The organism is Cohnella suwonensis, assembly GCF_042655365.1.
In the GTDB taxonomy this organism is placed as follows: domain Bacteria; phylum Bacillota; class Bacilli; order Paenibacillales; family Paenibacillaceae; genus Cohnella; species Cohnella suwonensis.
In genome coordinates this window covers 23,647-49,088 of the sequence record NZ_JBHSMH010000055.1, presented here as the reverse complement: position 1 = coordinate 49,088, position 25,442 = coordinate 23,647, and the positions used below count along the sequence as shown (strand labels likewise).

Below are 25,442 nucleotides of genomic sequence, written 5' to 3'. Positions count from 1 at the left end.
CTTAGCAGAAGCACTCCGGTTCCGAGGGACCCCTCGGGACGTTCCGCTCTTCTGCCTTTTCGGCTGCGGCGCCCTCGAACGAGAGCAACGCATGGGTCGCATGGCTTAGAATCGCGCCCGCCCGAGTCGACGCGGCGACGAGAACCGCCTCCATGATCTCTTCCATCGTTCCTCCTAGCGCTTTGTATTTCCCGACATGCACGTCGATGCAGTAAGGGCATCCGGTTACGTGCGCGACTGCGACGGCAATCAGCTCTTTCGTCTTCCCGGATATCGCGCTTTCTTCGCCGGCTTGATAGACAACTTTCTCGAAATTCAAATACGCCGCCGATGCTTGCGGAGCCAATCGCACCAGGTCGGGAATTAGCTTCAAGTTCTCGCGATCGTAATAACGGGACATCTCTTGATCTCTCCTATCGTTGGAATATCTATTGCCATTCCAGATTAGGGAAGATCTCGCGCGTTGTCCGTGACTTTGTCACGCGAACCGGTCGACGATGTTCCGGAGCGCGTCCCGATCCGCGATTGCGATGCGCCCTCTGCCGATATGGACGACCCCGGACGACGCCATATCCCGAAGCACGCGAGTGACGACCTCCCGGGACGTTCCGATTTCGACGGCGAGACGTTCGTGGGTGACGGAAATCGTATCGTTCGGCGAAGAAGACGCGATCAAATAAGCCGCGATCCGCACCGAAATCGGACGATACGCGACATTCTCGAGCAAATCGGCCAGTTTCGCGAATCGTTCGACGATTTGTTTATACACGAACCGGCCGACCGGTTGGTAAGCGGCCATCCAACCGTTGAACTCCGGCGCGGGAACGAGCAGCAATTCGGTATCCGCTTCTATCGAGACCGATGCCTCGTATTCCACGCCGCCGAGCACGCTCGCCATCATGAGCGGGCAGCATTGCCCGCCGCGCACGCGATATAAGGTGATTTCTTTGCCTGTCGGGCCGTTCCTGTATACTCTAATCGTTCCAGAGACGATAAACATCGCATGCCGGAACAGATGGCCTTCGCGTATCGAATGCGGGGTGTCCGGCGTGGCCGCGACGAGCTCGGCGGTCTGCCAAGCCTCGTGCGGAATTTCGCCGAAACACGGAAATGATTCGAGCAAGCGCCGAAGCTGTACGTCCGTCAATCCTATCATCGCCATGCCCCTTTCGCTCCGTTCGTCTTCGATACGTATTCTGCGCGACGACTCTCTTCCCTTCCTTCTTGAGCATCGTTATCGGAGAAGGACGCGAAAAGACGACCCTCGTCGCCGCGGGTCGCCTTCGCTCCATGTCCTTAAGATTTCTTCCGCTCCGCGACCGTGCGAGCGATCCATACGCCCGCCGCGCCCGCCTGCGCCAATCCGCGGGTCACGCCCGCCCCGTCGCCGCCGCAATAGAGCCCGGCGATCTCCGTCTCCAGTCGCTCGGTCAGCTTCGGCCGCGCGGAGTAGAACTTCGCTTCGACGCCGTAGAACAGCGTGTGCTCGCTTGCCAAGCCCGGCGACACTTTGTCGAGCGCCTCGACCATCTCGATCAGGCTCTTCATCGTGTTGTACGGCAACACGAGCCCGAGATCGCCCGGCACCGCTTCCTTCAGCGTCGGCTCGATGAAGCCTTCCTTTATCCGCCCTTCCGTCGAACGGCGTCCGCGGATGATATCCCCGTACTTCTGCACGATGACCCCGCCGCTCGACAAGTCGTTCGCCCGCTTGCAAATTTCCCGGGCGTACTCGTTCGGCTTGTCGAACGGATCGGTGAACTTATGCGAGACGAGCAGCGCGAAGTTCGTGTTGGCCGACCCGAGCGCCGGATCCTTGAACGCGTGGCCGTTCGCCGCCATGACGCCGCTGTGGTTCTCGACGACGACGTGACCCGATGGATTGCTGCAGAACGTGCGAACCCGGGTGCCTACCGAAGTATTAAACACGAACTTTCCTTCGTACAGATGCTCGTTGATCTCCCGCATGACGACGTCCGACGTCTCGACGCGTACGCCGACGTCCACTTGGTTGTTGACCATCTTGAGCCGGCGCTTCTTGAGCACCTCGGTGAGCCAACCGGAGCCGTCGCGGCCCGGAGACACGATGACCGTATCGGCTTCGATCTCTTCGCCGTTCTTCAGCGCGATGCCCTTCACGCGATGCTCGCCGTTGTCTTTGACCGTGAGCAGGTCCGCGACTTCGGTCTTGAACCGCATGTCGATGCGACTGTCCAGATATTCGCGGATCGACTTCAGAATCTCCAAGTTCTGCTCCGTCCCCAGATGCCGCACTTGCGCGCGCAGCAGCTTCAGGCCCGCCGCGTAGCCGCGATGCTCGATGTCCCGGACGAAATCGGTCGTCGGATCGGTCACGTTCGTCGTCGCCCCGTGTTCGAGGTTGATCTCGTCGACGTAACGGATCAACGAGAGCACTTGCGACGGCGGCAGATAATCGGTCAACCAGCCTCCGAACTCCGTCGTAATGTTGAATTTCCCGTCGCTGTACGCGCCCGCGCCGCCGAAACCGGCCGTGATCGAGCAAGCGGGCAGGCAGCCCGCGAATTCCTTCTTCCCGGCGGGCGGCGGGCAGAGCTCGATTTTATTTTCGAGAATCGGACAATGCCGTTGCTTGATGTCGTGGCCTTTGTCGACGAGCAGCAATTTGAGATGCGGGGACGTTCTCGTCAGTTCGTAACAAGTAAAAATACCCGCGGGTCCCGCGCCCACGACAATGACGTCATAATGGCTCATTCCTTGTTTCCTCCTCGTATGCCCATAACCGCCGGAATGCGCAAAAAATCCCGACTAACGATGGGTGTGGGTGTCCCACATCCGCCGTAGTCAGGAATTTGAGGTTCCTGGTAGAGACCCTGGCCCGTATCGCCGGGATATACGAATGGATGATTGCTGCGTTGATTGGTTCGTTTCCATTACGTAGATTATCGCATTTAGACGTACAAGTCAATGGGAGTCGGTTGTGATCATTCGTGAATTGTATGACCGATTATTTTAAAGATGGATAACCCGTCCAGAATGGAGGTCAAAATCCGAACATTAAACCCCGATGCAGCCTTTACCGCTTCTTTATCCTCCCGAACCGATCGCCTCAGCCCGTCTCCGCCAGCCGCACGTCCACGGTCACCTGAAGCGACTGGCCGGACGTGCCGCGGTAGATCCCTTTCACCGGCACGATATCCGTATAGTCCCTGCCGTGGCCGAGCTTCACGTAACGCCAATCGATCAGGTTGTTGTTCGTCGGATCGATGCCTTGCCAGCCGACCCCCGGAATGTACGCCTCCACCCAAGCGTGAGACGCTTGCTCGAAGTCCGCGTCCCGCCCCTGCAAATCGCCGACGAAGTGGTAGCCGCTGACGTAACGGGCCGGAACGCCGCGCAGTCTGCACACCGCGATCAGCAAGTGGGCGAAGTCTTGGCAGACGCCGGAGCCGATGCCGACGAGCTCTTCCGCGGTCGTGTTCACGCCGGTCGAGAATGGCTTGTACTCAAAATCGCCGTAGATCGCGCTCGCCGCGTTGCGAAGGAAGCCGAACACCCCTTCGTCCTCCCCGCGTATGCCGAAGGCGTAAGACTCCACCGGCGCCGAGAAGCTCACGTAAGGCGTCTGCAACAAATATTCGGCGTTGTTGTCGATGAAATCTTCGCTTCTCAGCCGGTTCCACGCTTCCTCCGGCCCCCACGCGGACTTCCAGACGACGTCTCTGTCCCTCGTCACGACGGTCGAATGGGAGGTGATCGTCAGCTCCTTGTGCGGCGCGAACGCCGTAAACGAATGAACCCGATTGCCGAAATAATCCTCGTAAGACTGAAGCTGCACGTTCGGCTCGACGATGAGCCGGTGCTGGTAACAGGCTTGCCGTTCGTCCGTGCGCGGCGAAAGCCGGATTTCATTGACACTGTCCGTCACCTGCGAGTCGTAGCGGTAACGGGTTACGTGGCAGATGTCTAGTTTCATGCCATAACCTCCCGTCCGGGTGAAAAAAAGGTGCGGGCCACCGCTTCCCCGAGCTGTATATTCGTATGGAGCAGCTGTTGCAGCACGCCCGAGAGCGAATCGAACGTAATGTCTCCCCGGTCGAGCCAACCGAGCTCCGAGCGGGCTTTGCCCGCGAGCCGGATCATCCGTTCGAGAGACGTGCCCGTCTGATCTGCGTGTCCTCGCATCGCCTTCAGATGCTGTTCGAAGCCCGCGAGGGAGAAATGGATCGACCGCGGAAACGTCTCCTGCAGCACGAGAAACCGCGCGACATCTTCGAGGGTAATATCCTCCGGATCCAATCTACGGAACGCCTCGAAGCCGCCTGCGGACTTCAGCAGCGCGATCGTATAGGAGTAGGACGCTTTCGGTTGTCCCGGAGCGATCCGGCTGATCGATTGAAGCAGGCGGATGACGTTCTCCGAGCGTTCCAAGTATCTGCCGGATTCGAGCATATGCCAAGACTCGTCGCGCGGGGCGATCGACACCGCCGTACCCTGGAACGCCGCGAGCCCTTCTTTCAATCGTTGGAAAAACCGATGAGGCGACATCTGCATGATCTCGTCTACTTGTACCGTCTTCAGCCATAGATAGTAGCCGTTAAGCAGATTCCACAGCTCCGCGGGCAACTGCTCGCGGATTTTCTTCAGGTTGTCGCGGGCGAGCGCGACGCACGTAAGAATCGAATTCGACTGCGTGGCGTCCAGCGTCAAAAAGTGCAGCACCTCGCGTTCGCTATACGCTTCGTGACGCTCCTCGTAAGAAGCGCAATCCCCGATCGCCTCCGTGATTCTGCGCCACGTTTTCTCCGAATCCCCTTCCGCATCCTCCCGAAGATGGTAATTAACGTCCAGCAGCCGCGCGTGATTTTCCGCCCGTTCGGTATACCGTCCGATCCAGAACAACGATTCCGCGATCCGATCCAGCATGCGATCCACTCCTTCTTCTTAATTCGCGAGCACCCAAGTATCTTTGACTCCGCCGCCTTGCGAAGAGTTCACGACGAGGGAGCCTTCCTTCATCGCCACGCGGGTTAAACCGCCCGGAAGCACATGCACGTTCCTGCCGTCGGCAAGCGCGAAGACGCGGAGATCGATATGACGGTGGGTCAAGCGGCCGTCGAGGCAGATCGGGGAGGTGGATAGCTTGATCGTCGGCTGGGCAATGTAATTGTCGGGATTTTCCCGGATTTTGGTCGCGAACAGCGCCCGTTCCTCCTCGGTAGAGGCGGGACCGATGAGCATGCCGTAACCTCCGGAAAGCGAAGTTTCCTTGACGACCATCTCACCCAATCGCGCGAGCACGTGCTCCCTTTCGTCCCGCCTGCTCATCATGTACGTCGGAACATTGTTCAGGATCGGCCGCTCGTTCAAGTAGTACCGGATCATCTCGGGCACGAACGTGTAGATCGCCTTGTCGTCCGCGACGCCCGTTCCCGGAGCGTTGGCGATCGTAATGTTGCCGAAGCGGTAAGCGTTCATCAGGCCGGGAACGCCGAGCATGGAATCCGGGCGGAACGCCAGCGGATCCAGGTAATCGTCGTCGATGCGCCGGTACAGCACGTCGACTTTCTTGAGGCCCGACAGCTTGCGGATATAGATTTTATGATCGCGGCAGACGAGATCTCGTCCTTCCACGAGCTCGATGCCCATCTGTTGCGCGAGGAAAGTGTGTTCGAAATACGCGGAGTTGAAGCTCCCCGGCGTCAACAGCGCGACGACCGGCTCCGCCTTGTCCGTAGGCGCCAGGTTGCGCAGCGCCGAACGGAACTCGTGCAGAGAGCGCTCGATGCCCTTGACCGGTTGGGAGAAGTACAATTCGGGGAAATCGGTCGTCATGATCGAACGGCTCTTGAACACGTAGGAGAAGCCGGACGGCGAGCGCAGATTGTCTTCCAGCACGTAATAATCGCCTTTGTCGTCGCGGATCAGGTCGATGCCGGCCGCCGTCACGTACGTGCCGCCGGGGACGGGAAGCTTCATCATCTCCGTCCGGAAATACCGGTTCGCGACGACCATCCTGCGCGGGACGAGTCCATCCTTCAGAATGCATTGTTCGTTATAGATGTCCGCCAGGAACGCGTTCAGCGCTCGCACCCGTTGCCTCGTTCCTTGTTCGATCGTTTCCCACTCGTCTCCCGGTATGATTCGCGGAATCAGGTCGAAGGGTATCGTTCGCTCAAGCCCGTCCGGTTGATCCCCGCCGGACAAAGTGAACGTGATCCCTTCCTCCAGCAACCTGCCGTTCATCTGCTTCTGCCTCGACTGGCGTTCTTCCGCCGTCATGCGGGACAATGTCCGGTGAACTTTACCGTAATGGGCGCGCACCTGGGCTCCGCTGTACATTTCGTCGTAGAACCGGGAGGGAGGCGTCGTGACGGACGCTTCGTTCATGATTTCCATGCGGGGTGCTCCTTCTCCCTGATTGGGTTTTACTGTAATCATATGCCTCGGTTATATACATGTCAATAATGTTTACACTGATCCGCCTCATGTTTTTGTATAATTAACACATATATTACATAGTAGGTTATGTCAAAGATAGATATACTCCTTCTTGAAAATTGAATCGGTTCAGGAACATATGTTACAATAGATAAGTTATTCCTACCTGCTCACTCGAGCAAACAGAAAAGAGGGTGATTTTCACCCATGAACCCGCGTCGCGTCAGGCAAGACCATATACATTCGAAATCAAGCTTCCGGCCCTATAGCCGGAAGCTTGATTTGTTTTTTGCGCGAGGCAAACATTATTAGCAGGGGGAATCATTGTGGCGGATAAGCACACTTCCGGACTGACCGCGATATGGATCAGCTTGATCAGCAACGTTTTTCTCACCGTCATGAAGGTTACGGCCGGCCTTCTTCTATCCAGTCCCGTGCTGCTCGCCGACGGCGTGCACAACGCGGGCGACATTATCGCGACGGTAGCCGCCCTCACTTCCTCGATGGTCTCGAAGAAACCCGCGGACGACGATCATCCGTACGGACACGGCAAGGCGGAAGTCGTCGCTTCCGCGTTCGTGGCCATCGTGCTCGTCATCGCCGCCCTGTGGATCGGCTATCAATCGATCGGCGCCTTGTTCGAGCCCCCGGAAGCCGAGAATTGGTTGGCGCTCGGCGCCGCGGCGGTATCCCTCGTCTGGAAGCAGTGGCTCTACGTCTATACGCTGCGGGTGGGCAAAGCGACGAACAGCAAAAGCGTTCTGGCGACCGCCTACGATCACCTGGCCGACGTCTACGCATCTCTCGCGGCGGTCATCGGGATCGGCATCGGCTTGCTCGGCGATCAATTCGACTGGCATTGGGCCGCTTACGGCGACCCGGTGGCGGGCATTATCGTCTCGCTCCTCGTCTTGAAGCTGGCCGTGGAGATCGGGCGCGATTCCGTCGACATTCTAATGGAACGCAATGTCGCGACGGAGAAGCTGGCCCAATACGAGGCGCTTCTTATGGCTGTCGAACACGTGAAGCGTATCGACCGCGTCCGCGCCCGCGAGCACGGCCATTACGTGACGGTCGACGTACGCGTCGGCGTCCCGGGGGCGTACACGATCCAGCAAGGCCACGACATCGGCCGCATGATCAAGCAACGGATTATGGACGCCGACCCGGACGTCGTCGAAGTGATGGTTCATCTGAACCCTTGGTACGAGGGCGAAAAGTAGCCGTCGCCTTGCTCGGCAGCCCTTAGTAGCGCTGTGCTACTTACGAAACATCGGAAAAATCAAAAAAAGACGGAGGTCGGTTAGCCGACTTCCGTCTTTTTAACATGCGATATGCGATTGACGATTAACCCACCTTGTTGTACGTCATGATCCAGATCGAGCCGGCGACGATAGTCAGCACGATGATCAAGCCGAGGATAAGCACCATCAAGTTCCAACGCGGTTTGCCCTCTTCCTTCAAGTGCATGAAGTAGAACAACTGGACGACGAACTGCAGTACCGCCGCGATCAGAATGACGACCTTGGCGGCCGTACCCGTCAGCACGTCGTTCATCACGACGATCAGCGACACCGCGGTCAGGACGAGGGACAGGACGAAGCCGATGACGTAAGACTTAAGCGATCCGTGCGCTTCGTGGTTATCGTGCGCGTCATGGGCGTCGTGCGTCCCGTGAGCCGAATGCTGCGCCATCTTACATCACCCCCATCAGGTAGACGATCGTGAAGACGAAAATCCACACGACGTCGAGAAAGTGCCAGTACAAGCTGACGATGTTCACTTTGCGGCGCGTGACGGAATTAATGCCGCGCCGGCTAAGCTGCAGCATGATCGCTACCATCCACACCAAGCCGACCGATACGTGAAGTCCGTGCGTGCCGACGAGCGTATAGAAAGCGGACCAATGGGCGCTCGTGGAGATTTTCGCGCCTTCGTCGACGAGCTTCAGGAATTCCGTGATTTCGAGCGTGACGAAAGCCGCGCCAAGCAATACCGTAACGGCGAGCCATGCGATCAAGCCTTTCTTGTCTCCGCGGTTCATCGAGAACACCGCAAGTCCGCTCGTGAAGCTGCTCGTCAGGAGGATGAACGTCTCGGCGATGACGCCGGGCATTTCGAACAACTCGAATCCGGTAGGTCCGCCGGCCGTATTGCCCTCCAGTACGACGTACGTCGCGAACAGGGTGCCGAACAGAATACAGTCGGTAATCAGGAAGATCCAGAAGCCCATCATCCTGAGCGCTTCGAGATCGTGATGCCCGTCATGGGAGCCATGATCGACCGTATGCGATTGCGCCATTAGACAGCCCCCCTCGCCGCAGCTTCCGTGCGTTTGATTTCGTCGACCGGAATGTAGTAGTCCGTGTCGTAGTTAAACGAATGATACAGCATGCATCCGGCGACGCCGACGAGTCCCGGAATCGCGATGAACAGCCAGTCGAACACGAAGCCGAATCCGACCATGAACCAGCAAGCGGACATGAGGAACGGAATGGCCGAGTTTTTCGGCATGTGGATCGGCTCCAGCGCGGGCTTCGGTTTCGGCGCCCCGCCGGCGGCGATCCGTTGCTTCTCGACCCACCAGTCGTCCTTCTCTTCGACGCTCGGCGTCGTCGCGAAGTTGTACATCGGGGCCGGCGAAGGAATCGTCCATTCGAGCGTGCGTCCGTCCCACGGATCCGCGGGCGCCTTCTCCATGAACTTGATGCTGTGAAGGATTTGCCACACTTGGAACAGGAAGCCGATGCCCATCAGGAAGCCGCCGATCGTCGACGTCAGATTGAGCTCGAACCAGCCTTTATCCCAGCCGTAAGAGCTGACCCGGCGCGTCATGCCCATCAGGCCGAGCACGTATTGCGGCATGAAGCAGACGTAGAAGCCGATGTTCCAGAGCCAGAACGCCCATTTGCCGAGTTTCTCGTTCAGCTTGAAGCCGAACACTTTAGGCCACCAATAGTACAAGCCCGCGAAGTAACCGAACGCCACGCCCCCGATCAGCACTTGATGGAAGTGGGCGATCAGGAAGTAGCTGTTGTGGAACTGGAAGTCCGCCGGCGCTACCGAGAGAAGCACGCCCGTCATCCCGCCGACGACGAAGCACGGGATGAAGCCGAGCATCCAGAGCATAGGGGTCGGGAAACTGAGCCGCCCGCGGAACATCGTGAACAGCCAGTTGAACACCTTGACGCCGGTCGGTATCGCGATCAGCATCGTCGTGATCGCGAAGAAGGCGTTGACGTCGGCGCCCGAACCCATCGTGAAGAAGTGATGCGCCCAAGTGAAGAAAGAGAACAAGCTGATGCTCATGAGAGCGAACACCATGGACTTGTAGCCGAACAGCCTTTTCTTCGAGAACGTGGCCACGACCTCCGAGAAGATGCCGAACGCCGGAAGAATGACGATGTACACCTCGGGATGACCCCACATCCAGATCAAGTTGATGTACATCATCGGATTGCCGCCGCCGTCGAGTGTGAAGAAGTGAGCGCCTAGATAGCGGTCGATGAACAGAAGCGCCAGCGTCACGGTCAGAATCGGGAACGCCAGGATGATCGTCAAGCAGCTCGAGAGTACCGACCAGACGAACATCGGCATTTTCATGAGCTTCATGCCCGGCGCCCGCATTTTCAGAATCGTGACGATGAAGTTGATGCCGGTCATCAAGGAGCCGATACCGGAAATCTGAATGCCCCAGATGTAGAAGTCCTGCCCGACGCCCGGGCTATGCGACATCTCCGAGAGCGGCGGATAGGCAAGCCAGCCCGCGTCCGGCGAGCCGCCGATGACGAAGCTCATGTTGAACAGCATCGCGCCGAAGAAGAACAGCCAGAAGCTGAGCGAGTTCAGGAACGGATACGCGACGTCGCGCGCCCCGATCATGAGCGGCACGACGAGGTTAAACAAGCCGAACATGAGCGGCATCGCCATGAACAGGATCATGATGACGCCGTGCGTCGTGAAGATCGCGTTATAGTGTTCCGGCGATAGGAATTCCATATTCGGAACGGCCAGCTGCGTCCTCATGAGGAGCGCGTCCATGCCTCCGCGGAAAAGCATGAGGAGCGATGCGATAACGTACATGATGCCGATTTTCTTATGGTCGACGGACGTGATCCATTCGCTCCAGAGCCATTTCCACTTCTTGAACATCGAGAGCGCGGACACGATCGCGACGACCGTCAACACGATCGCGACGTCCGCTCCGTAGATGAGGGGATCGCCCGTGACGAAGAAGTCGGAAGCGAAATCCTTAATGTTGTCCCACATGGTTGCACCTTCCTTTCTCTATTGGTTGTTCATCATTTGTTCGTGTTCTTCCGGCGTCATCGACGACATGTCGTGCATGTCGTGCTCGCCGGAGGTCGCGGCGGCCTCGCCGGAGCTAGCGTCGTGTTGGTGCTCCGTCGATTGGGCGCCTTCGGTAGAGCCGCCGCCGTGTTCGTGGGCGCCGTATTTGTGCACGATCCGTTCGAACAAGCCTTCCGGAATCGAAGAGTACGTCGTCACTTCGGACACGCCGGGTTTGGAGAGTTCGTTATACCCTTCGTCCGTCAACGCGGGAGACGAAGCTTTGACGCTTGCGACCCAGTCGTCGAATTCCTGTCGGGACGACGCTTTCGCCGTGAAGTTCATTTTGCCGAAGTCTTTTCCGCTGAAGTTCGCGCCCATGCCCATGTAGTCGCCGGGTTCGTCCGCGATCAGATGGAGCTTCATCTCCATGCCGGACATCGTGTAGATCTGTCCGCCGAGCTGCGGAATCCAGAAGGAGTTCATCGGCGCGTCGGACGTCAGACGGAATTCGACCGGCACGTCTTCCGGGAACTGCAAGTAGTTCACCGTGGCGATGCCTTGCTCCGGATATTGGAACAGCCATTTCCAGTCAAGCGACGTCACCTGGATAACGATCGGCTTCGCTTCGTGCTCGAGCGGCTTGGACGGCTCCAGCTTGTACGAATAGTTGATCGTGACCGCGGCCAAGATGGCGATAATGACGATCGGAATGCCCCACCAGATCGTTTCCAGCTTCGTGCTGTGCTCCCACTCGGGATCGTATTTCGCCGCTTTCGCGGATTTCCTGTCGTGACGATATTTCCAAACGATATAGAAGGTCAGTACCAGTACGGGTATGAGCACGACCAAACATAATAGAGACGAGATCAAAATCAAATCCAATTGATGCTGCCCGATTTCGCCTTTCGGATTCAGCACCACGACGCCGTCGCCGTCGCAGCCCGTCAGCACCGCCGTCATCGCGATCCCGGTCGCCGCGGCCAGCATCCGCTTGAGCCCTTTCACCATGTGCATCTCCCCCATCCTCTTGCTGCGGAAACCGCCGAATTTCGTCCGAATCGCGGCCGAATGACTACGACTTGGCCGGCGCCGAATTACAGCGTTCCCTCTCATGCTTCCAACATATCAGAAAGCCGGACGAAGTTCCGCACAGTTAACAAAGGCGACAAATATCCGTTGAAATTTCGCAATAGAATGTTCACGTCTTCGACACATTGTGAAAAAAAGAACATACGTGGGTTCTTTTGCTATAGCCGAACTTCCCGTCAAAAGTAAACAAAGCCCCTATCGTCGGGGCCTTGTCTATTTTTGCGGTGACCGCGCATGTTATATTTTAAATTTTCCGATCATGGCGTGTAATTCCTGAACCAGGTGGCTCAACGAGTTCGCGGAGGAAGTAATTTCTTCCATGGACGCCAGCTGTTCCTCGGAGGCAGCGGCCACGCTTTGCGCATTATCAGATGCGTCCTGCGCGATACGGGCCAGCTGTTCGACAGTAGCCGTTACTTGCTCGCTGCCGGCGGACATTTGTTCCGAAGCGGCAGAAACCTCTTGTACTTGGTCGGCCACTTGCTCCATCTGCGTTAGAATGTCATTGAATAACTCGCCCGTTAGCTGCACGGCTTTGGTTCCTTCATGAACTTCCCTCGTTCCCTGCTGGATCGAAGATACGGCGCGCTGCATTTCGGACTGGATCGTTCCGATCATCGAGGATACCTGGTCGGCGGCTTGCAAAGTCTGCTCGGCTAATTTCCTTACTTCTCCGGCTACGACCGCAAACCCCCGTCCATGCTCTCCCGCCCTTGCCGCTTCGATCGCCGCATTGAGCGCCAGCAAATTCGTTTGCGCGCTGATTCCGCTGATGACATCGATAATCTTTCCGATTTCCTGCGATTGTTCGTCCAGCGTAACGAATATATGCGCGGAATGATCGACGGAATCACGAATGAATTCCATTTGTTTGACCGTATTTTGGATGATTTCGTTGCCCTGCTGCGTTTTGTTGGATACGATAAGCGACGATTCGGAGACGGCGGATGCGGATTCGGCGATTTTCTGGATTCCCTCGGCCATTTCCCCCATCGCCCTGGCCGCTTCCTCGGAGCTTTGCACCTGCGTCTCCGCTCCTCCCGCAACCTCCTGCATCGACGCCGTAATCATCTCGGTAGCCTTGCTTGTTTGCTCCGCGCTCGCCATCAGCTGCTCGGAGGTGGAGGCGACATTCAGGGAGTGGCCCGATACTTCGCTTAACATTTCTTTGATCCGTTGGATCATCGTATTAAATTGCTTAGCCATTTGGCCGAATTCATCCTTGCTCCCGGACGATAAGGTTTGCGTGAAATCTCCTTCGGCGAGCGTGACGGACAATGCTTTCACCTTTTTGATATTTTGCGTAATAAACCAGCTGTAAATAATAATCGTAGCAATGATTACGGCGATCCCGATCAAGCTGACGATCAACAGCGTTTTCAGTAGTTTATGCAACGGAGCATTTAACTCCTTATCCGGAATAACAAGCAGCAAGGTCCACTCCAATTGCGGTATTTTCTTATAATAGACGTGGTTTAGTCCCTTGTCGTCCGAATATGTCGCCTGTCCGGACGCGTTGCGCAACAAAGGGTCGGACAACGCGGCAAACGACGGATTGGGATCCTGATCGACTTTAAGCTTCATGATCTTATCCCGTTCCGGGCTCGCTATATAATTATTGTTACGATCGAGCAGAAGCGCCCATCCGGTGCTTCCGACCTTCGTATGCTCCACAATGTCTTGAATCGTGACTAGGTCGATATCCGCCGTCACTACGCCTAGCAATTGTTTCTTAGCGTTGTAAGCGGGAACGGCGGCTGTAGCCATCGTCACATCGGTGGTCGCGTCATAATACGGAGCCGTATACGCCGTAGCGCCGGATGCGTTCGCGCCTGTTTTATACCACTCCTGGTTCAGATAATCGTATTCCGCCGCACTGTAATCTTGCGTGAATACAATCTTGTCTTTATCTTTATATCCGTACGTAGATACATATTTCTTGCCGGCCTCGTGACGGTCGGGTTCGAAGAAAATACCTAAACCGAACGTGTCGCCATTGGATTGTAGCGCGTTCCCGATCATAGCGTCATACTGATCAAGCGAGAATTCGGAAGCAAAGTTTTCGATTGTTCTCGCGAATACTTCAGCCGTCTTGCCGTGGGCAATAAACCGATTGTCGAGCTGTTGGATCGTTCCGTTGAGCTGCTCGGCCATCGTCCTCTCTATCTGATCCTGAATCATCGTTCTTGAATTTAAATAGGATACCATTGATACGCCGATTAAGGTTAACAGCACCAGGGGTAAAATCGTTAGCATTGTTTTCATTCGAATAGTCTTCATCTGAACCCCTCCATGTAGTCAGTATACCTTTGTCGTACAAACTGCCTGATCATTGTGTGTTAGACATTATTAGACATGAATCGACATATTCCTTCAAGACTTAGTCCGATTGAACTAATTATATTTTCTGAAAACGTTGTCTTAACCTATGTTTAACATAGAAACGAAATGAATCGTAAAAGCAAACAGCTCTAGCAGAAGGAACCTTCTGCTAGAGCTGTTTTAATTTATTATCTTCGCTGCAACATTATTTACGCTGTTTCATTCGCAGGCTGAGAAGGCTCTTGGTTTCTTTGCATGAGCGGTGCGATGACGCCGAACAGCAGGATTTGGCTGCCGCCGACCAGAAATCCGATGCCGACCATCAATCCGAGGTTGCGGTCGTTGAATTGGGACAGGTTCATGATGCAGCAAATGATTCCCGCTGCGATGACGACCATCGCGACCCACTTCAGCATTCTGGACATTTCTTTGTTCATGGCGAGGGTTCCCTCTCTCTCTTGAAAGCGCTATATGTGAACATTTTAGCACAGCTATGTGTCAAAATAAAGGCAAAGTTCACCGGTTCGACAAAAATAGGCGCTTCATCTAACCTTCCACGAGAGAGCGGCCCGCATCCGCTCTCTACTCGGCCGCCTTCGGAGCTTCCGACGCCGATTCCGAGGCCGTCACCGAGCCCGACTCGACGACGGTCGTCCCGCCCGAAGCCGCCCCGCCTTCCGCTGGCTTATCGCCGTTAGCTTTGGCCGCTTTCTCCTGCGCGATCGCTTCCGTCAGCATCTGCTGTCCCTGCGATTGCAGTTCGTCCAGCGCTTCGGCTACCGTTTTCTTGCCGTCCTTGACCGCCTGCATCGACTGCTGCTGCACGCCCGAGAAATTCATGAAAAACTGCTGCGGCAGCTTGTCATAATTGGCGTAAAGCGGATTCTCGATCGGCTTCAAGCTATAGAATGCCGCCATATGGTGCGTTCCGCTTCCGTCATCGAGATATTTCGTTCGGATCGGGAAGCCTCCGTTCATCATCGACTTGGAAGTCACGCGCGCGAAGTCGTCCCCGGTCACGTAACTGAGGAAAGTCCACGCCGCCTCCGCGTTCGGCGACTTCGCGTCGATCGCTAAGATCTGGTACAGCGACATGCTCGTCGTTTCGTCCGGGCTCTGCGGATTGACCGGCACCGTGACGAGGTCCCAATTCTGGACGCCTTTGTCCTTCAGCCGGCTGTCCTTTTCCTTCAATTGTTCCATCATATAGTTGCCCTCGATCAGCATCGCCACTTTGCCCGCGATAAACGGATCTTGGAGCAAGTAATCCTCGTACGTCGCTCCGTTGGCCGCCTGGTTCGGATCCTGCGTGTAGAGGGTTCCCGACTTGATCGCTTTGTCCGCCGTTTCGAAAGCCTTTTTCCAAGAATCCGTGTTTAACGTCAGCTGTTTCGTCGTCGGATTAATGTAGGTCAATCCTTGCGACGATCCGATCATCATGCCGAAATTATACAAGTCCGTCTGATAGCCGACCTTCATCCCGTAGACGCGGTCTTTGTCCGTCCCCGTCGTCGGGAACCGTTGCGCGAGCTGCAGGATTTGTTCCCACGACATCTTGTCTTCCGGCAAAGGAACGCCGTATTTCTGGAATAAGTCCTTATTATAATAGATGGCTTGACTATAAAAACTCGGCGTGAGCCCGTACAGCTTGCCGCCCCCGACCGACTTCAAGTAATCGACGACCCCGGGCACGACGCCCTCCAGATCGTACTTATCTTTCTTCATGAACGCGTCGAGATCGTAAAGCTTGCCCTCCTCGGCTCTCTTCTTCAACGCGGTCGGATCGAGCATCAGAATATCCGGCTTCTGCTCCGCGATGAAATCTTCCTGCGCCTTCTGCATGTCTTTGCCCTCTTCGTACTGGATGCTTTGCGTCGATACGACTTGAATGTCGATATTCGGATACAAGGCCGAGAACAGCATGCCGTATTGTTGGTAAAAACCTCTTTCGTCGTAATACATGACCTTCAGCGTCGTCTTCGCGTCCTTGTCGGTCTTGTCGCTTCCCGCGCTGCAGGCCGACACCAGACTGGCGCTCATCGTAAACACGACGGCAATCGCCGCCAAACGAGGAATTTTCATAACCCCACGCCCTTCTCTTATTTTCGAATGTCCTGCCACCTACGGCCCCCAATCGCCTAAGAAAATCATTGATTTACATATCGTACCATGCAAGGATGTGAATAGTTGTTAAATTTTTCTTAAAAGTTCCTACAGACAAAAACCCCAACTTTAGTCGGGGTTCAACATGAACTCGCGTCGGTTCCTTCACTTCTCCGCGATCCGTTATGATGAAATCAACAAGTACAATTAAAGAGCAAGTTCAAAGGAGAACGCCATGAATAAGCAACAATTCATCGATAACCTGGGCCGGCATTTCTCGTCGTTGCCCGAACAAGACCAACTCGCGATCTTGCGCGACTACGAAGCCTATTACCAACAACGGCAGCAAGACGGACTGACCGAAGAGGACATCTCACGCGAACTCGGACATCCGCTTACGGTCGCCAAGGACGCGTTGTTCGCGGCGCCGCCGGCTACCTCTTGGACGGAGCCGCCGATGCCGCCTTTGCCTCCGTTTCCCGCGGCGCCTCCGGTTTATCGGACGGCCGGCGGCAAGCCGGACATCGCAAGGCTGGTCGGCGTGACGATCGCCCTCTTCTTCTTGAACGTCATCCTGGCGGTCCCGCTGATCGCATCCGTCTGGTCCGTCTTCGTCTCCTTGTGCGCGGCCGCCCTGTCGGTCATGCTGTCGCCGGTCGCGCTCGCCGTCGAAACCGCTTGGTACGGCGACTACGATTCCCACAAGCTCATGTTGGCCCTCGGCATGGTCGGCGTCGGCATGTTGCTGGCGGGGCTTGCGCTTCCTGTCGGGAAACTGCTGTACAAAGCCACGAAAGGTTACATCCGTTGGAACTATCGTACATGGAGAGGAAAATCGTAAACGATGAAAAAATTTTGGTACTTCACCGCGTTTTGTTTGATCGTCATCGGAGCGGCGGGAGCCCTTACCTATGATTGGAAATCGAGCGGAGGCGATCTGGCCGAGTTCGAGAAAGAATGGACGTTTTCGTCGAGCGATTTGCGCAAGCTGGAGATTTCGAGCGATTACGACGTGTCCGTGAAGTTCGTGAAGAGCGAGGACGGCCGCAATACGATTACGTTGAACGGCAAAGGCACGGAGAAAATGGTAGAGAATACGAAGTCGACCGAGATCGCCGACAAGTCGCTTAAGCTCGACCTTACCCGCATGCCCAAGAAATATATCAACTTCTTCGATTTCGGCTTCCGTAACGCGAAAGAAGAACTCGTCGTCGCCTTGTCCGACGACGCCTTGCTCGACTCGCTGCGAATCAAGCTCGACTCCGGCAACATTACGGTCGACGACGCTTCGCTCGTCCGCCTCGCGGAAGCGAACCTGTCCGCCGACTCCGGCAACGTCTACGTGAACCGGTTCAAGGGCGAGCGCCTGTCCGTCGACGTCGATTCCGGCAACATCACCGGCGACGAAGTGTCCGCGAACATGACGGCATCCGCCGACTCCGGCAACATCAAATTCGAGCACGCGGCCGGCATCGCCCGCCTGTCCGTCGATTCGGGCAATATCAAGCTGTATAAGCTGGATACCGCGAGCGCGGATCTCTCCGTCGATTCCGGCAACGTCTTCGTGGAAGTGCCGGCCGCCTTCACCGGTTCCTACGACTTGAGAGCCGACTCCGGCTCCGTTCGTTCCCCCGATTCGAAGAACGAGACGACCGATTACGTGAAAGTCAGAACCGACAGCGGCAACATCCGCGTCGAGCAACGTTAATCCCGCAATTATTCGGACAATGACAGGAGGTAATCGCTTGTCCTCCCTACTATCTGGCGCGACGATCGCCTTCGCCGCTTTATGCCTGGCCGTCGCTTGGATCGCCGGCAACAAAGCCTACCGGCTCGCTTACGGCGGATCACCCGAACGGCTGGAGCGCAAAGCCAGCAAGCAGCTCGCATGGGCCGCTTATTCCACGACGCCGGCACTCCCTCTCCTCGCGGCCGCGGCGTCGTTCGCCAGCGCGTCGGAGCCGATGCTCCGGGAAGAACGCGCGGCGATGATCCAATTGCCGCTGGCCGCGATCGGCCAGCTCGCGATCTGGCTGATCGCGGTGCCGGCCTTGTCGAGGCTGCGCCGGGAGGCGCGCGCGGCTTCCGGCGGGGCCATGCCGAAGGCTCTTCGTCTTCGAGCCGCACGAGCCCGCCTTTACTTGCCCTTCAGAACGGCAGCCGCATCGTCCGGCGCCATTCTTTATTTCTCGTTCTTCCAGCCGTCGTCGTTCCATGCGCCCAAGCTGATCGGTCCATTGGCGGTTGCGGCCGCAACCGTCGCTTCCTTGTGGATCATCGGTATCCGAAGGGGAAGAAGGCTGGCCGACGACGATCGGAAAGTTCAGAAACCGTTGTCCGCCGCGTATTTGCCCCAATTCGGCCGGCTCCCGTCCGAGTCGGATATCCCGTATGCCTCCGACAGGCCCCAGGACGTAAACGCTTTGCCCGACTTCTCGGCCAGCGCGGGATCGGCGGCAAGGGCGGCAAGTCCTTTAGCGAGGAAGTAGGGCGTCTCCGATTGCAGGAAATGGACGTCCTTCTTCCCGCCCTCCCGCCAGTTCATCTCCGTCACTCCGAAATGGTCGAGCATTTCTTCCGAACGCAGAAATCCGGGCGTTACCGATACCGCCGCCACGCCGTAAGGCCGCAATTCGGCCGCTTGGGCTTCCGCCAGATGGATAGCCGACACCTTCGCCAGGCTGTAAGGCAGGTTGCCGCGGTATCGATAATCGTAGCCGTCCGTCACTTCCACGATCAGCCCGCTCCGCCGCCGCGCGAGAAGCGGCGCCCCGTAATAACTCGTGATCATGTGGGAGTGTACCGCCCGCTTCTGCATCGTCAACGCTTTGTCGAGCGAACCTTCCCAGAACGGCGTGCCCCATTCAGACAGCTTCTCGCCGCCCCAGACGTCGTTGACGAGAATGTCCAACCTTCCGTTCTGTTCCCGCTCGATTCGCTCGAACAAAGCATTCACCTGCTCCGGTTCCGTATGATCGACCCGCGCCGCGATGCCGACGCCGCCCGCCAGCGTCACCCGTTCCGCCGTCTCCTCGATCGTCTCCCGCCTCCCGATATCCGAAGGCGCGCCCCTGACGCTTCTACCGGTTCCGTAGACGACGGCCCCGGCGGCGCCCAGCATCTCCGCGATCGCCCTTCCCGCTCCTCTCGTCGCCCCCGCGACGACCGCTACTTTTCCTTCTAAAGGTTTTGTCATCCGCCTCGCTCCTCCTTTGATCGCCCGCCGTTTCGTTTCCGCATGGCTAAGCTTTCCCAGTATAACCTCGCCAATATGACAACCTCTGTCTTATATCGATGGTATAATCGTAACATTCCGAACGGATCCGATCGTAGAAGGAGAAAGACGAATGAAAGCGGATCGCTTGCTGAAAATTCTAATGCTGCTGCAGAACGAAGGGAGACTGACGCTCCGGGAGCTCGCGAACCGCCTGGAAGCGTCCGAACGGACCATTCACCGCGATATGGAGGCTCTAAGCGCCGCAGGCATTCCCGTCTACGCCGAAAGGGGCTCGCGGGGAGGCTGGTTGTTGTCCGAAGGGTACCGCAGCCGGATGACGGGGATGACGACGGGAGAGATTCGTTCGTTGTTGCTCCTGCAGGCGTCCAGCGTCGTGAAGGATCTCGGCTTGACGGAAAGCGCGGACGAAGCGATGGGCAAGCTGCTGGCGGCGCTCCCCGCGACCGCCAGGCAAGACGCCGACATCGCGCGGCAGCGCATCCACGTAGACGGCGCGGGCTGGCGAAACGCGCCGGACACTTCCCTGCTCGGCGTCGCTCAGAAGGCCGTCTGGGAACAACGGCTTCTACGCATCTCCTATCGCTCGCGCGATGCCGCCGGGCTCTCGGACCGAGTCGTCCTTCCGCTCGGCCTCGTGGCCAAGTCGCGAATCTGGTACATGATCGCGCAAGCCGAACCCGATGGCGAGCTTCGCACGTTCCGGATCTCCCGGTTAGCGGGCGCGGAACTGCTGGACGAGCGATTCGATCGGCCCGAGCCGTTCGATCTCGAAGCTTATTGGGAGCAATCGACGAAACGGTTCGTCGCCGACCTTCCCCGCTATCCCGCCAAGGTGCGGATCGCCGCTTCGCGATGGGACGAATTCGTCCGGGAAGCCTACGTCAACGTGACCGGGCAGGAAGAGCGGGGACGCGAAACGGACGGACGCGCGGGCTGGGTGGAGGCGAACGCGGAGTTTCACACGGAGGAGCACGCGCAGAAAGTGCTGCTCGGTTACGGGCGCGACGCGAGGGCTTTGGCGCCCGAATCGCTGCGCGCCGGCATTCTCGAAGAACTGACCGCCGCGATCGCGGCAATGGAAGACAACCCGGAGGAGGAAACGGCATGGATCAAAGAATAGAGCCATCGGAAACGATCGAGTCGATGCTAAGAAAAGCGATGCAAGATCATTACCTCTCTTATCTCGAAAGTCTGTCGCTTCCGGAATTCTCGGTCGAGACCGTCGACGGCGCCACCATGCTCTCTTCCGCCTTCGTAACGGCGCTGAGCAACCGGGTGCTGAAGACGAGGACGTCGGAGGAAAGCTTGCCTGCCCTCCTTGCGAACGTCGTCGGACGTTACCGGTCGCGCAACGTTCCGTTCATGTGGACGGCATGGCCGGCCGACCTGCCGACCTCTCTGCCGGAGCGCTTAAAGGAACATGGATTCTCGGGAAGCGCCGCGCTACGGGGAATGGCTCTGGAGACGGGGCGGCCGAGGACCGGCGAAGAGCCTCCTTTGCCGGAAGGCTTCTCGATCGAGCGTGTCGATACGCGGGAAGACATGATGACTTTCGCCTCCGTCGCGCAGGCCGGCTACGGGTTCGACGAAGAAGCCACGAAAGGCATTTTCCATCTTTTAAGCCCGCTCGTTGCCGAAGGCGACAAGGGAAGCAACTTCGTCGGCCGAATGAACGGCATGGCCGTCGCCACGTCGAGCCTGATCCGCGTAGGCGACGTCGCGGGCATCTACTACGTGAGCACGCTGCCGGAAGCGCGCGGGCTGGGGGCGGGCATCGCGGTTACCCGGCGGGCGATCGCCGAGGCCGAAGCGCTCGGCTGCCGATGGACGATTCTGCACGCGAGCGACATGGGTTATCCCCTATACGCGAAGCTGGGCTTCTTCGACATCGGAGTGATGGAACGTTTTACGCTAAAATGATTTCCAGCCTTTTCGTCGTTTCCAGTTGCAGAACCGCCCCTTTCGAGAACCGGACGGGACGGCGGAACAGAGACCCGTCGTAGACGAACGTGTGATACTCGCCGCCTTCGCCCATCGGACATACGGCCGGTCCCAAGGCGGCGATGTCTTCGTAGAACGACTCGTCGAGCTCCCTGCCCAGCCACCGTTCGGATAAAGCCTTGTCGCTCGTCCGAATGACGATCGCGCGGTAGCCCGATTCCACGAACGTCCGCAACGCGGCCAACGTGCCGTCCGGCCTCATCCACAGCGGATACAACGCTTCGATGCCGGCGGCCGCCGCCACGCCCGTCCCCCAGTCCCTGTGCTCCGGCATGAACAAGTCTCCGAACGCGATGGCGCCGAACCCGAATTCGGACGCGAGTTCCTTCAGCCGCGCCTCGTAATCCGCCGTATACGTGTCGAACGTGCACGCGATGAAAAGGGCGGGAATGCCGAGCGCCTCGGCCTGTGCCCGGATCGCCTCCGCCCGCTCGCCATGGCCGAACGTCCTGCCGATTTCCTTCGGCACCGTCGTCAACAGGCAAGCGATCTCGTACCCGTCCCGCACGAGCTTGTCCATCGTCATGCAGCTGTCTTTGCCGCCGCTCCAGGAGAGCGCGACCTTCTTATTGACCATTCCGATCGCCCTTTCCCGGACCGCAATCCTCACGCGCTGACGTCCGAAGTGCCGCTGAACCGTTAGCGCGACGTCGCGAAAATTCAAAACCGGCTTGGCGCGTTATCCGCGCGCAAGCCGGTTTTTTGGGCCGGACCCGTTAAGAGCTTGCCCAACTGTGAATTTCGAGAAAGTACGCGATGAATTGGTCCGACGTCATCGGCCTTCCGGTATAGAAACCTTGTATCCGGTCGCATTGCAATTGCTGCAGCCGTTGAAGCTGTTGCTCCGTCTCGACGCCTTCGGCCGTTACCGACAAGCCGAGATTGTGGGACATCACGATGACCGCCTTCGCGATCGCGTCGTCGTCGGAATCCTCGATCATGTTCAGGATAAACGCCGGATCGATTTTGACGATATGCGCCGGCAGCTTCTTCAGCCACAGAAGCGAAGACTGGCCGATGCCGAAGTCGTCGATCGCGATCTTCACTCCGATGTCGATCAATTGGTGGAGCATCTTCACGCTATGCTCCATGTTCTGAACGGCCGTATGTTCGGTAATCTCCAAGCAAAGGTTATACGGCTCGATGCCCGTGCGCTCCAGCACCCGGCGCACGAGATCCGGAAAATCATCCTGTTCGAATTGAAGCGCAGAGATGTTGACCGAGATGACCAGCTGGGGCATCCCCGCGCGAATCCATCTTTTGCATTCCGCGCAAGCTTGCTCCAATACCCACTGGCCGATCGGCACGATCAGGCCGGTTTCCTCCGCGAGCGGAATGAACTCGCCGGGCTGGATCGTCTCGCCCCCCGGCGCGTTCCAGCGAAGAAGCGTTTCCGCCCCGTACACTTTGCCCGTCGAGAGCGAGATTTGCGGTTGAAAATGCAACGTGAGCTCTCCGCGCTCCTGCGCGTATCGTAATCCGTTCTCCATATTAAACCTCTCTACCCGCTTTGAACTGAGCGCCGGTTCGTAGATTTCAAATCGGTTGCCGCCGTTTTCCTTCGTATGGTACATCGCGAGATCGGCGTCGCGGATCAACGTATCCGGATTGGCTTCGGCTTCGGCGCATTCCGTCGGATACAAACTCGCGCCGATGCTCGCGGACAAATGGAAGGACTGGCCTTCCAGAATAAAAGGCTGGGCCAACGCGTCCAGCATCTTTTTCGTCACGGAAGAGACGTCGCCGACCCCTTCGATCCTCTTCAGCAGCACGATGAATTCGTCCCCGCCGAGCCTCGCGATAATATCGTCCTCGCCTACGCAATCCCGAAGCATATGCGCCGCCCGCTGAAGCAAGCAATCGCCAGACTGGTGGCCGAGCGTATCGTTGACGATCTTGAACCGGTCCAGATCGATCATCAGCACGGCCAACCGGCCGCCGTCCAGATCCCGTTCCGCCATCGCTTGCCTCAACTGATCCTTGAACCGCAACCGGTTCGGCAATCCCGTCAACGCGTCCTGGTAGGCTAGCTGCGTGATTCTCTCTTCGTTCGTCTTCTTCTCCGTCACGTCCGTGATCGAACCGATGATCCGGATCGGCATACCCGATTCGTCGTACAGGATATCTCCGGCGAGAAACAGCCATAAGTGCTGCCCGTCGGTCGTCCGGAACCTCAGTTCCACTTGGATCGGCCGATCCTTCTGGAACGGCCGCATGAATTCGAGCCGGAGCCTCAGCTGATCGTCCGGGTGAACGAGGTCGACGAACGCCTGCGGCGTGTCCAGCAGCCTTTCGGTCGCTCCGCTCATCATATGATGGGCGCGTATCGTCCACTCGATCTTGTCCGTCGTCAGGTCCCAGTCCCAGATGCCGTCGTTCGTCGTCCGAGAGACGATCTCCAGCTTCTCGGCCATCGAGCTAACTTGCTTGAACAAGAGCTCGCGCTCGAGCGCGACGGCGAGAATCGTGAAGCTATGCCGCGAAAGATCGTTCGCCACGAAATCGTCCATCGGATCGAGCGGACCGACAAGAGCGATATAGCCCCAATTCTGAAGCTCCGAGCGTACCGGATGCAGCACGACGAATTCTTCGCCGCCCGGACCCGCGCCGGGAGGCAAATACTCGACCGGAGGAAAGCGTTCCAACGGCACCTCGAGACCTGCGGGAGGCACCCGGTCGCCCCTCTTGCTGAACGTCTGCCGGACGACGAGCCGTCTTCCGCCTTTCCCGTCTTCTTCCCAGAGCGCCAGGCAGCCCCAATGAAAGACGCTCCAGAACAGCTTGGAGATGTGAATCTTCTCGTCTTTCGTCGCCACGATCAGGCCCTGGGTCATTTTATAATTGTTAACGGTTACGTTATGCAGCGCGATTCGCATCTTCGATAGATTATTCATATGGAAGTCTAAGCCTTCCTTCGAGGCGAGCGACCGGCTCTCCTCGCACCCGCAAGACTTTCGAACGACGAGCCCGGCCGGAACGAACGTCTCGGCCGCCTCCGGCTTGCGCCCCGCGATCAAGTCGAACGCTTTGGATACCGCTTTCCTGCCCATTTCCCGGAACGGTTGCCCGACCGTCGTCAACGGAGGATAGTTCAACCCGGCCTGATGAATGTCGTCGTATCCGATCACCGCGAAGTCGTCCGGTACGGAATATCCGCGCGAATTCAAGTAATCGATCGCTCCCAGCGCGTTCAAATCCGTGCCCGCCGCGACGGCCGAGAACGGAACGCCGGTCGCGAGCAGCCGCTCGGCCGCCCGCTTGCCGCTCTCCAGCAAATTATCGGCGGCGCGGACGGCGAGCCGCTCGTCCGCTTCGATGCCTCTCTCCGCAAGCGCATCCAAATATCCGTTGTATCGCTCGTGCAAATCGTATTGCTGCGTATGTCCGATGAAAGCGATGCCGCGATGCCCGTGATCGATCAAGTGCAGCACGGCTTCCTTCATGCTCTCCCGGTTCGAGACGAGCACCGACCCGCCGCGCGGGTAGGGAGAAGGGAAACCGATGCAGACGAACGGCTTCTCGCCGTTCGCGAGCATCTCGAGAAAAGCCGCGCTCGCCGAAGGCAAGATGAGAATCCATGCGTCGACGAGATCGAACGATACCGGCTCTTCGAGCGCGACCACGCCAAGCTCGTCGTCCGCCACCTGAATGGCGAACAACTCCGAATTCCTTTCTTTAACCGCTTCGTGGATATGGGGCAACAGCCGCCCGTAATACTCTCCGTCGAGATAAGGAGCGATCACTCCGATCCGGTAACCCTGAGCCATTCAGCTCCCTGCCTTCTCTATGTAGGTCGATTGTTATCATGTAAAGACAAGCTTCAACATTCCGCACCGAAAATCCTCCAGCATTCGCCGACTTTCGGTAAAAAGTCCCGTTTTCTTCGCGGCACCCTCGGTCTTATTTCCCTTATCGGAATATCTTGCTGTCGCCGAGAGTTTTCGGTCCGATTCTCTTCGTCGCGGACGGTACCGAA

General features: G+C 57.5%; 21 protein-coding genes and 1 riboswitch. Of the genes, 5 read left to right on the top strand and 16 right to left on the bottom strand.

Annotated features, from left to right (window positions below):
• Nucleotide 1: 1 nt before the first annotated feature.
• From ACFPPD_RS16540 to ACFPPD_RS16515, 6 genes are all read right to left on the bottom strand, one after another.
• On the bottom strand, nucleotides 2-400 hold the full coding sequence (locus ACFPPD_RS16540) for a carboxymuconolactone decarboxylase family protein (protein ID WP_209749940.1): 399 nt from the start codon (nucleotides 398-400) through the stop codon (nucleotides 2-4).
• Nucleotides 401-478: 78 nt separating this feature from the next.
• A complete protein-coding gene (locus ACFPPD_RS16535; RefSeq protein ID WP_209749939.1) occupies nucleotides 479-1,162 on the bottom strand; it encodes a Crp/Fnr family transcriptional regulator in 684 nt (227 codons plus the stop codon).
• A 134-nt stretch (nucleotides 1,163-1,296) separates the two neighbouring features.
• On the bottom strand, nucleotides 1,297-2,733 hold the full coding sequence (locus ACFPPD_RS16530) for an NAD(P)/FAD-dependent oxidoreductase (protein ID WP_209749938.1): 1,437 nt from the start codon (nucleotides 2,731-2,733) through the stop codon (nucleotides 1,297-1,299).
• A gap of 67 nt (nucleotides 2,734-2,800) precedes the next feature.
• Nucleotides 2,801-2,898: riboswitch (purine riboswitch) on the bottom strand.
• Between the two features lie 190 nt (nucleotides 2,899-3,088).
• A complete protein-coding gene (locus ACFPPD_RS16525; RefSeq protein WP_209749937.1) occupies nucleotides 3,089-3,955 on the bottom strand; it encodes a transglutaminase family protein in 867 nt (288 codons plus the stop codon).
• On the bottom strand, nucleotides 3,952-4,905 hold the full coding sequence (locus tag ACFPPD_RS16520; protein ID WP_209749936.1) for an alpha-E domain-containing protein: 954 nt from the start codon (nucleotides 4,903-4,905) through the stop codon (nucleotides 3,952-3,954). Before ACFPPD_RS16520 ends, ACFPPD_RS16525 begins: the two co-directional genes overlap by 4 nt.
• A gap of 18 nt (nucleotides 4,906-4,923) precedes the next feature.
• Nucleotides 4,924-6,378 carry a circularly permuted type 2 ATP-grasp protein gene (locus ACFPPD_RS16515; RefSeq protein WP_209749935.1) on the bottom strand — a complete coding sequence of 485 codons (1,455 nt, stop codon included), beginning with the start codon at nucleotides 6,376-6,378 and terminating at the stop codon, nucleotides 4,924-4,926.
• Between the two features lie 368 nt (nucleotides 6,379-6,746).
• Between ACFPPD_RS16515 and ACFPPD_RS16510 the strand changes: the two genes are divergently transcribed.
• Nucleotides 6,747-7,643: a cation diffusion facilitator family transporter gene (locus tag ACFPPD_RS16510; RefSeq protein WP_209749934.1), complete on the top strand. Its 897-nt coding sequence runs from the start codon at nucleotides 6,747-6,749 to the stop codon at nucleotides 7,641-7,643.
• 124 nt (nucleotides 7,644-7,767) lie between these two features.
• On the opposite strand, the gene cyoD is transcribed toward ACFPPD_RS16510, so the two are convergent.
• The 7 genes from cyoD to ACFPPD_RS16475 all read right to left on the bottom strand — a co-directional run bounded on the left by cyoD (nucleotide 7,768) and on the right by ACFPPD_RS16475 (nucleotide 16,206).
• Complete coding sequence (cyoD, locus tag ACFPPD_RS16505) at nucleotides 7,768-8,115, bottom strand: cytochrome o ubiquinol oxidase subunit IV (protein ID WP_209749933.1); 348 nt, start codon at nucleotides 8,113-8,115, stop codon at nucleotides 7,768-7,770.
• A 1-nt stretch (nucleotide 8,116) separates the two neighbouring features.
• Nucleotides 8,117-8,722, bottom strand: coding sequence for a cytochrome o ubiquinol oxidase subunit III (gene cyoC / locus ACFPPD_RS16500; RefSeq protein WP_209749932.1), 606 nt, complete (start codon nucleotides 8,720-8,722; stop codon nucleotides 8,117-8,119).
• The gene (locus ACFPPD_RS16495; RefSeq protein ID WP_209749931.1) at nucleotides 8,722-10,689 is read right to left on the bottom strand and encodes a cbb3-type cytochrome c oxidase subunit I; all 1,968 of its coding nucleotides are present in this window, start codon (nucleotides 10,687-10,689) and stop codon (nucleotides 8,722-8,724) included. The genes cyoC and ACFPPD_RS16495 overlap by 1 nt, the downstream gene beginning before the upstream one ends.
• A gap of 18 nt (nucleotides 10,690-10,707) precedes the next feature.
• The gene (gene cyoA, locus ACFPPD_RS16490) at nucleotides 10,708-11,721 is read right to left on the bottom strand and encodes a ubiquinol oxidase subunit II (protein WP_209749962.1); all 1,014 of its coding nucleotides are present in this window, start codon (nucleotides 11,719-11,721) and stop codon (nucleotides 10,708-10,710) included.
• Between the two features lie 318 nt (nucleotides 11,722-12,039).
• A complete protein-coding gene (locus tag ACFPPD_RS16485) occupies nucleotides 12,040-14,082 on the bottom strand; it encodes a methyl-accepting chemotaxis protein (RefSeq protein WP_209749930.1) in 2,043 nt (680 codons plus the stop codon).
• Nucleotides 14,083-14,333: 251 nt separating this feature from the next.
• The gene (locus tag ACFPPD_RS16480) at nucleotides 14,334-14,561 is read right to left on the bottom strand and encodes a hypothetical protein (RefSeq protein WP_209749929.1); all 228 of its coding nucleotides are present in this window, start codon (nucleotides 14,559-14,561) and stop codon (nucleotides 14,334-14,336) included.
• Between the two features lie 145 nt (nucleotides 14,562-14,706).
• Nucleotides 14,707-16,206: an ABC transporter substrate-binding protein gene (locus ACFPPD_RS16475; RefSeq protein WP_209749928.1), complete on the bottom strand. Its 1,500-nt coding sequence runs from the start codon at nucleotides 16,204-16,206 to the stop codon at nucleotides 14,707-14,709.
• A gap of 256 nt (nucleotides 16,207-16,462) precedes the next feature.
• Between ACFPPD_RS16475 and ACFPPD_RS16470 the strand changes: the two genes are divergently transcribed.
• Entirely contained in the window at nucleotides 16,463-17,068 is a 606-nt protein-coding gene (locus ACFPPD_RS16470) for an HAAS signaling domain-containing protein (RefSeq protein ID WP_209749927.1), read from the top strand.
• Nucleotides 17,069-17,071: 3 nt separating this feature from the next.
• Complete coding sequence (locus tag ACFPPD_RS16465; RefSeq protein ID WP_209749926.1) at nucleotides 17,072-17,935, top strand: DUF4097 family beta strand repeat-containing protein; 864 nt, start codon at nucleotides 17,072-17,074, stop codon at nucleotides 17,933-17,935.
• 615 nt (nucleotides 17,936-18,550) lie between these two features.
• On the opposite strand, the gene ACFPPD_RS16460 is transcribed toward ACFPPD_RS16465, so the two are convergent.
• Nucleotides 18,551-19,423, bottom strand: a complete 873-nt coding sequence (locus ACFPPD_RS16460) for an SDR family oxidoreductase (protein WP_209749925.1) — start codon at nucleotides 19,421-19,423, stop codon at nucleotides 18,551-18,553.
• Nucleotides 19,424-19,574: 151 nt separating this feature from the next.
• Between ACFPPD_RS16460 and ACFPPD_RS16455 the strand changes: the two genes are divergently transcribed.
• Both ACFPPD_RS16455 and ACFPPD_RS16450 read left to right on the top strand, forming a co-directional pair.
• Nucleotides 19,575-20,585 (top strand): helix-turn-helix transcriptional regulator, encoded by a 1,011-nt coding sequence (locus tag ACFPPD_RS16455; protein WP_209749924.1) that lies wholly within the window; start codon nucleotides 19,575-19,577, stop codon nucleotides 20,583-20,585.
• Nucleotides 20,570-21,385 carry a GNAT family N-acetyltransferase gene (locus ACFPPD_RS16450; RefSeq protein ID WP_209749923.1) on the top strand — a complete coding sequence of 272 codons (816 nt, stop codon included), beginning with the start codon at nucleotides 20,570-20,572 and terminating at the stop codon, nucleotides 21,383-21,385. The genes ACFPPD_RS16455 and ACFPPD_RS16450 overlap by 16 nt, the downstream gene beginning before the upstream one ends.
• Here the strand turns inward: ACFPPD_RS16450 and ACFPPD_RS16445 are convergent.
• Both ACFPPD_RS16445 and ACFPPD_RS16440 read right to left on the bottom strand, forming a co-directional pair.
• Nucleotides 21,372-22,076, bottom strand: a complete 705-nt coding sequence (locus tag ACFPPD_RS16445) for a Dph6-related ATP pyrophosphatase (protein ID WP_378082660.1) — start codon at nucleotides 22,074-22,076, stop codon at nucleotides 21,372-21,374. The genes ACFPPD_RS16450 and ACFPPD_RS16445 overlap by 14 nt on opposite strands.
• Nucleotides 22,077-22,182: 106 nt before the next feature.
• Nucleotides 22,183-25,233, bottom strand: a complete 3,051-nt coding sequence (locus ACFPPD_RS16440; RefSeq protein WP_209749922.1) for an EAL domain-containing protein — start codon at nucleotides 25,231-25,233, stop codon at nucleotides 22,183-22,185.
• Nucleotides 25,234-25,442 lie beyond the last annotated feature (209 nt).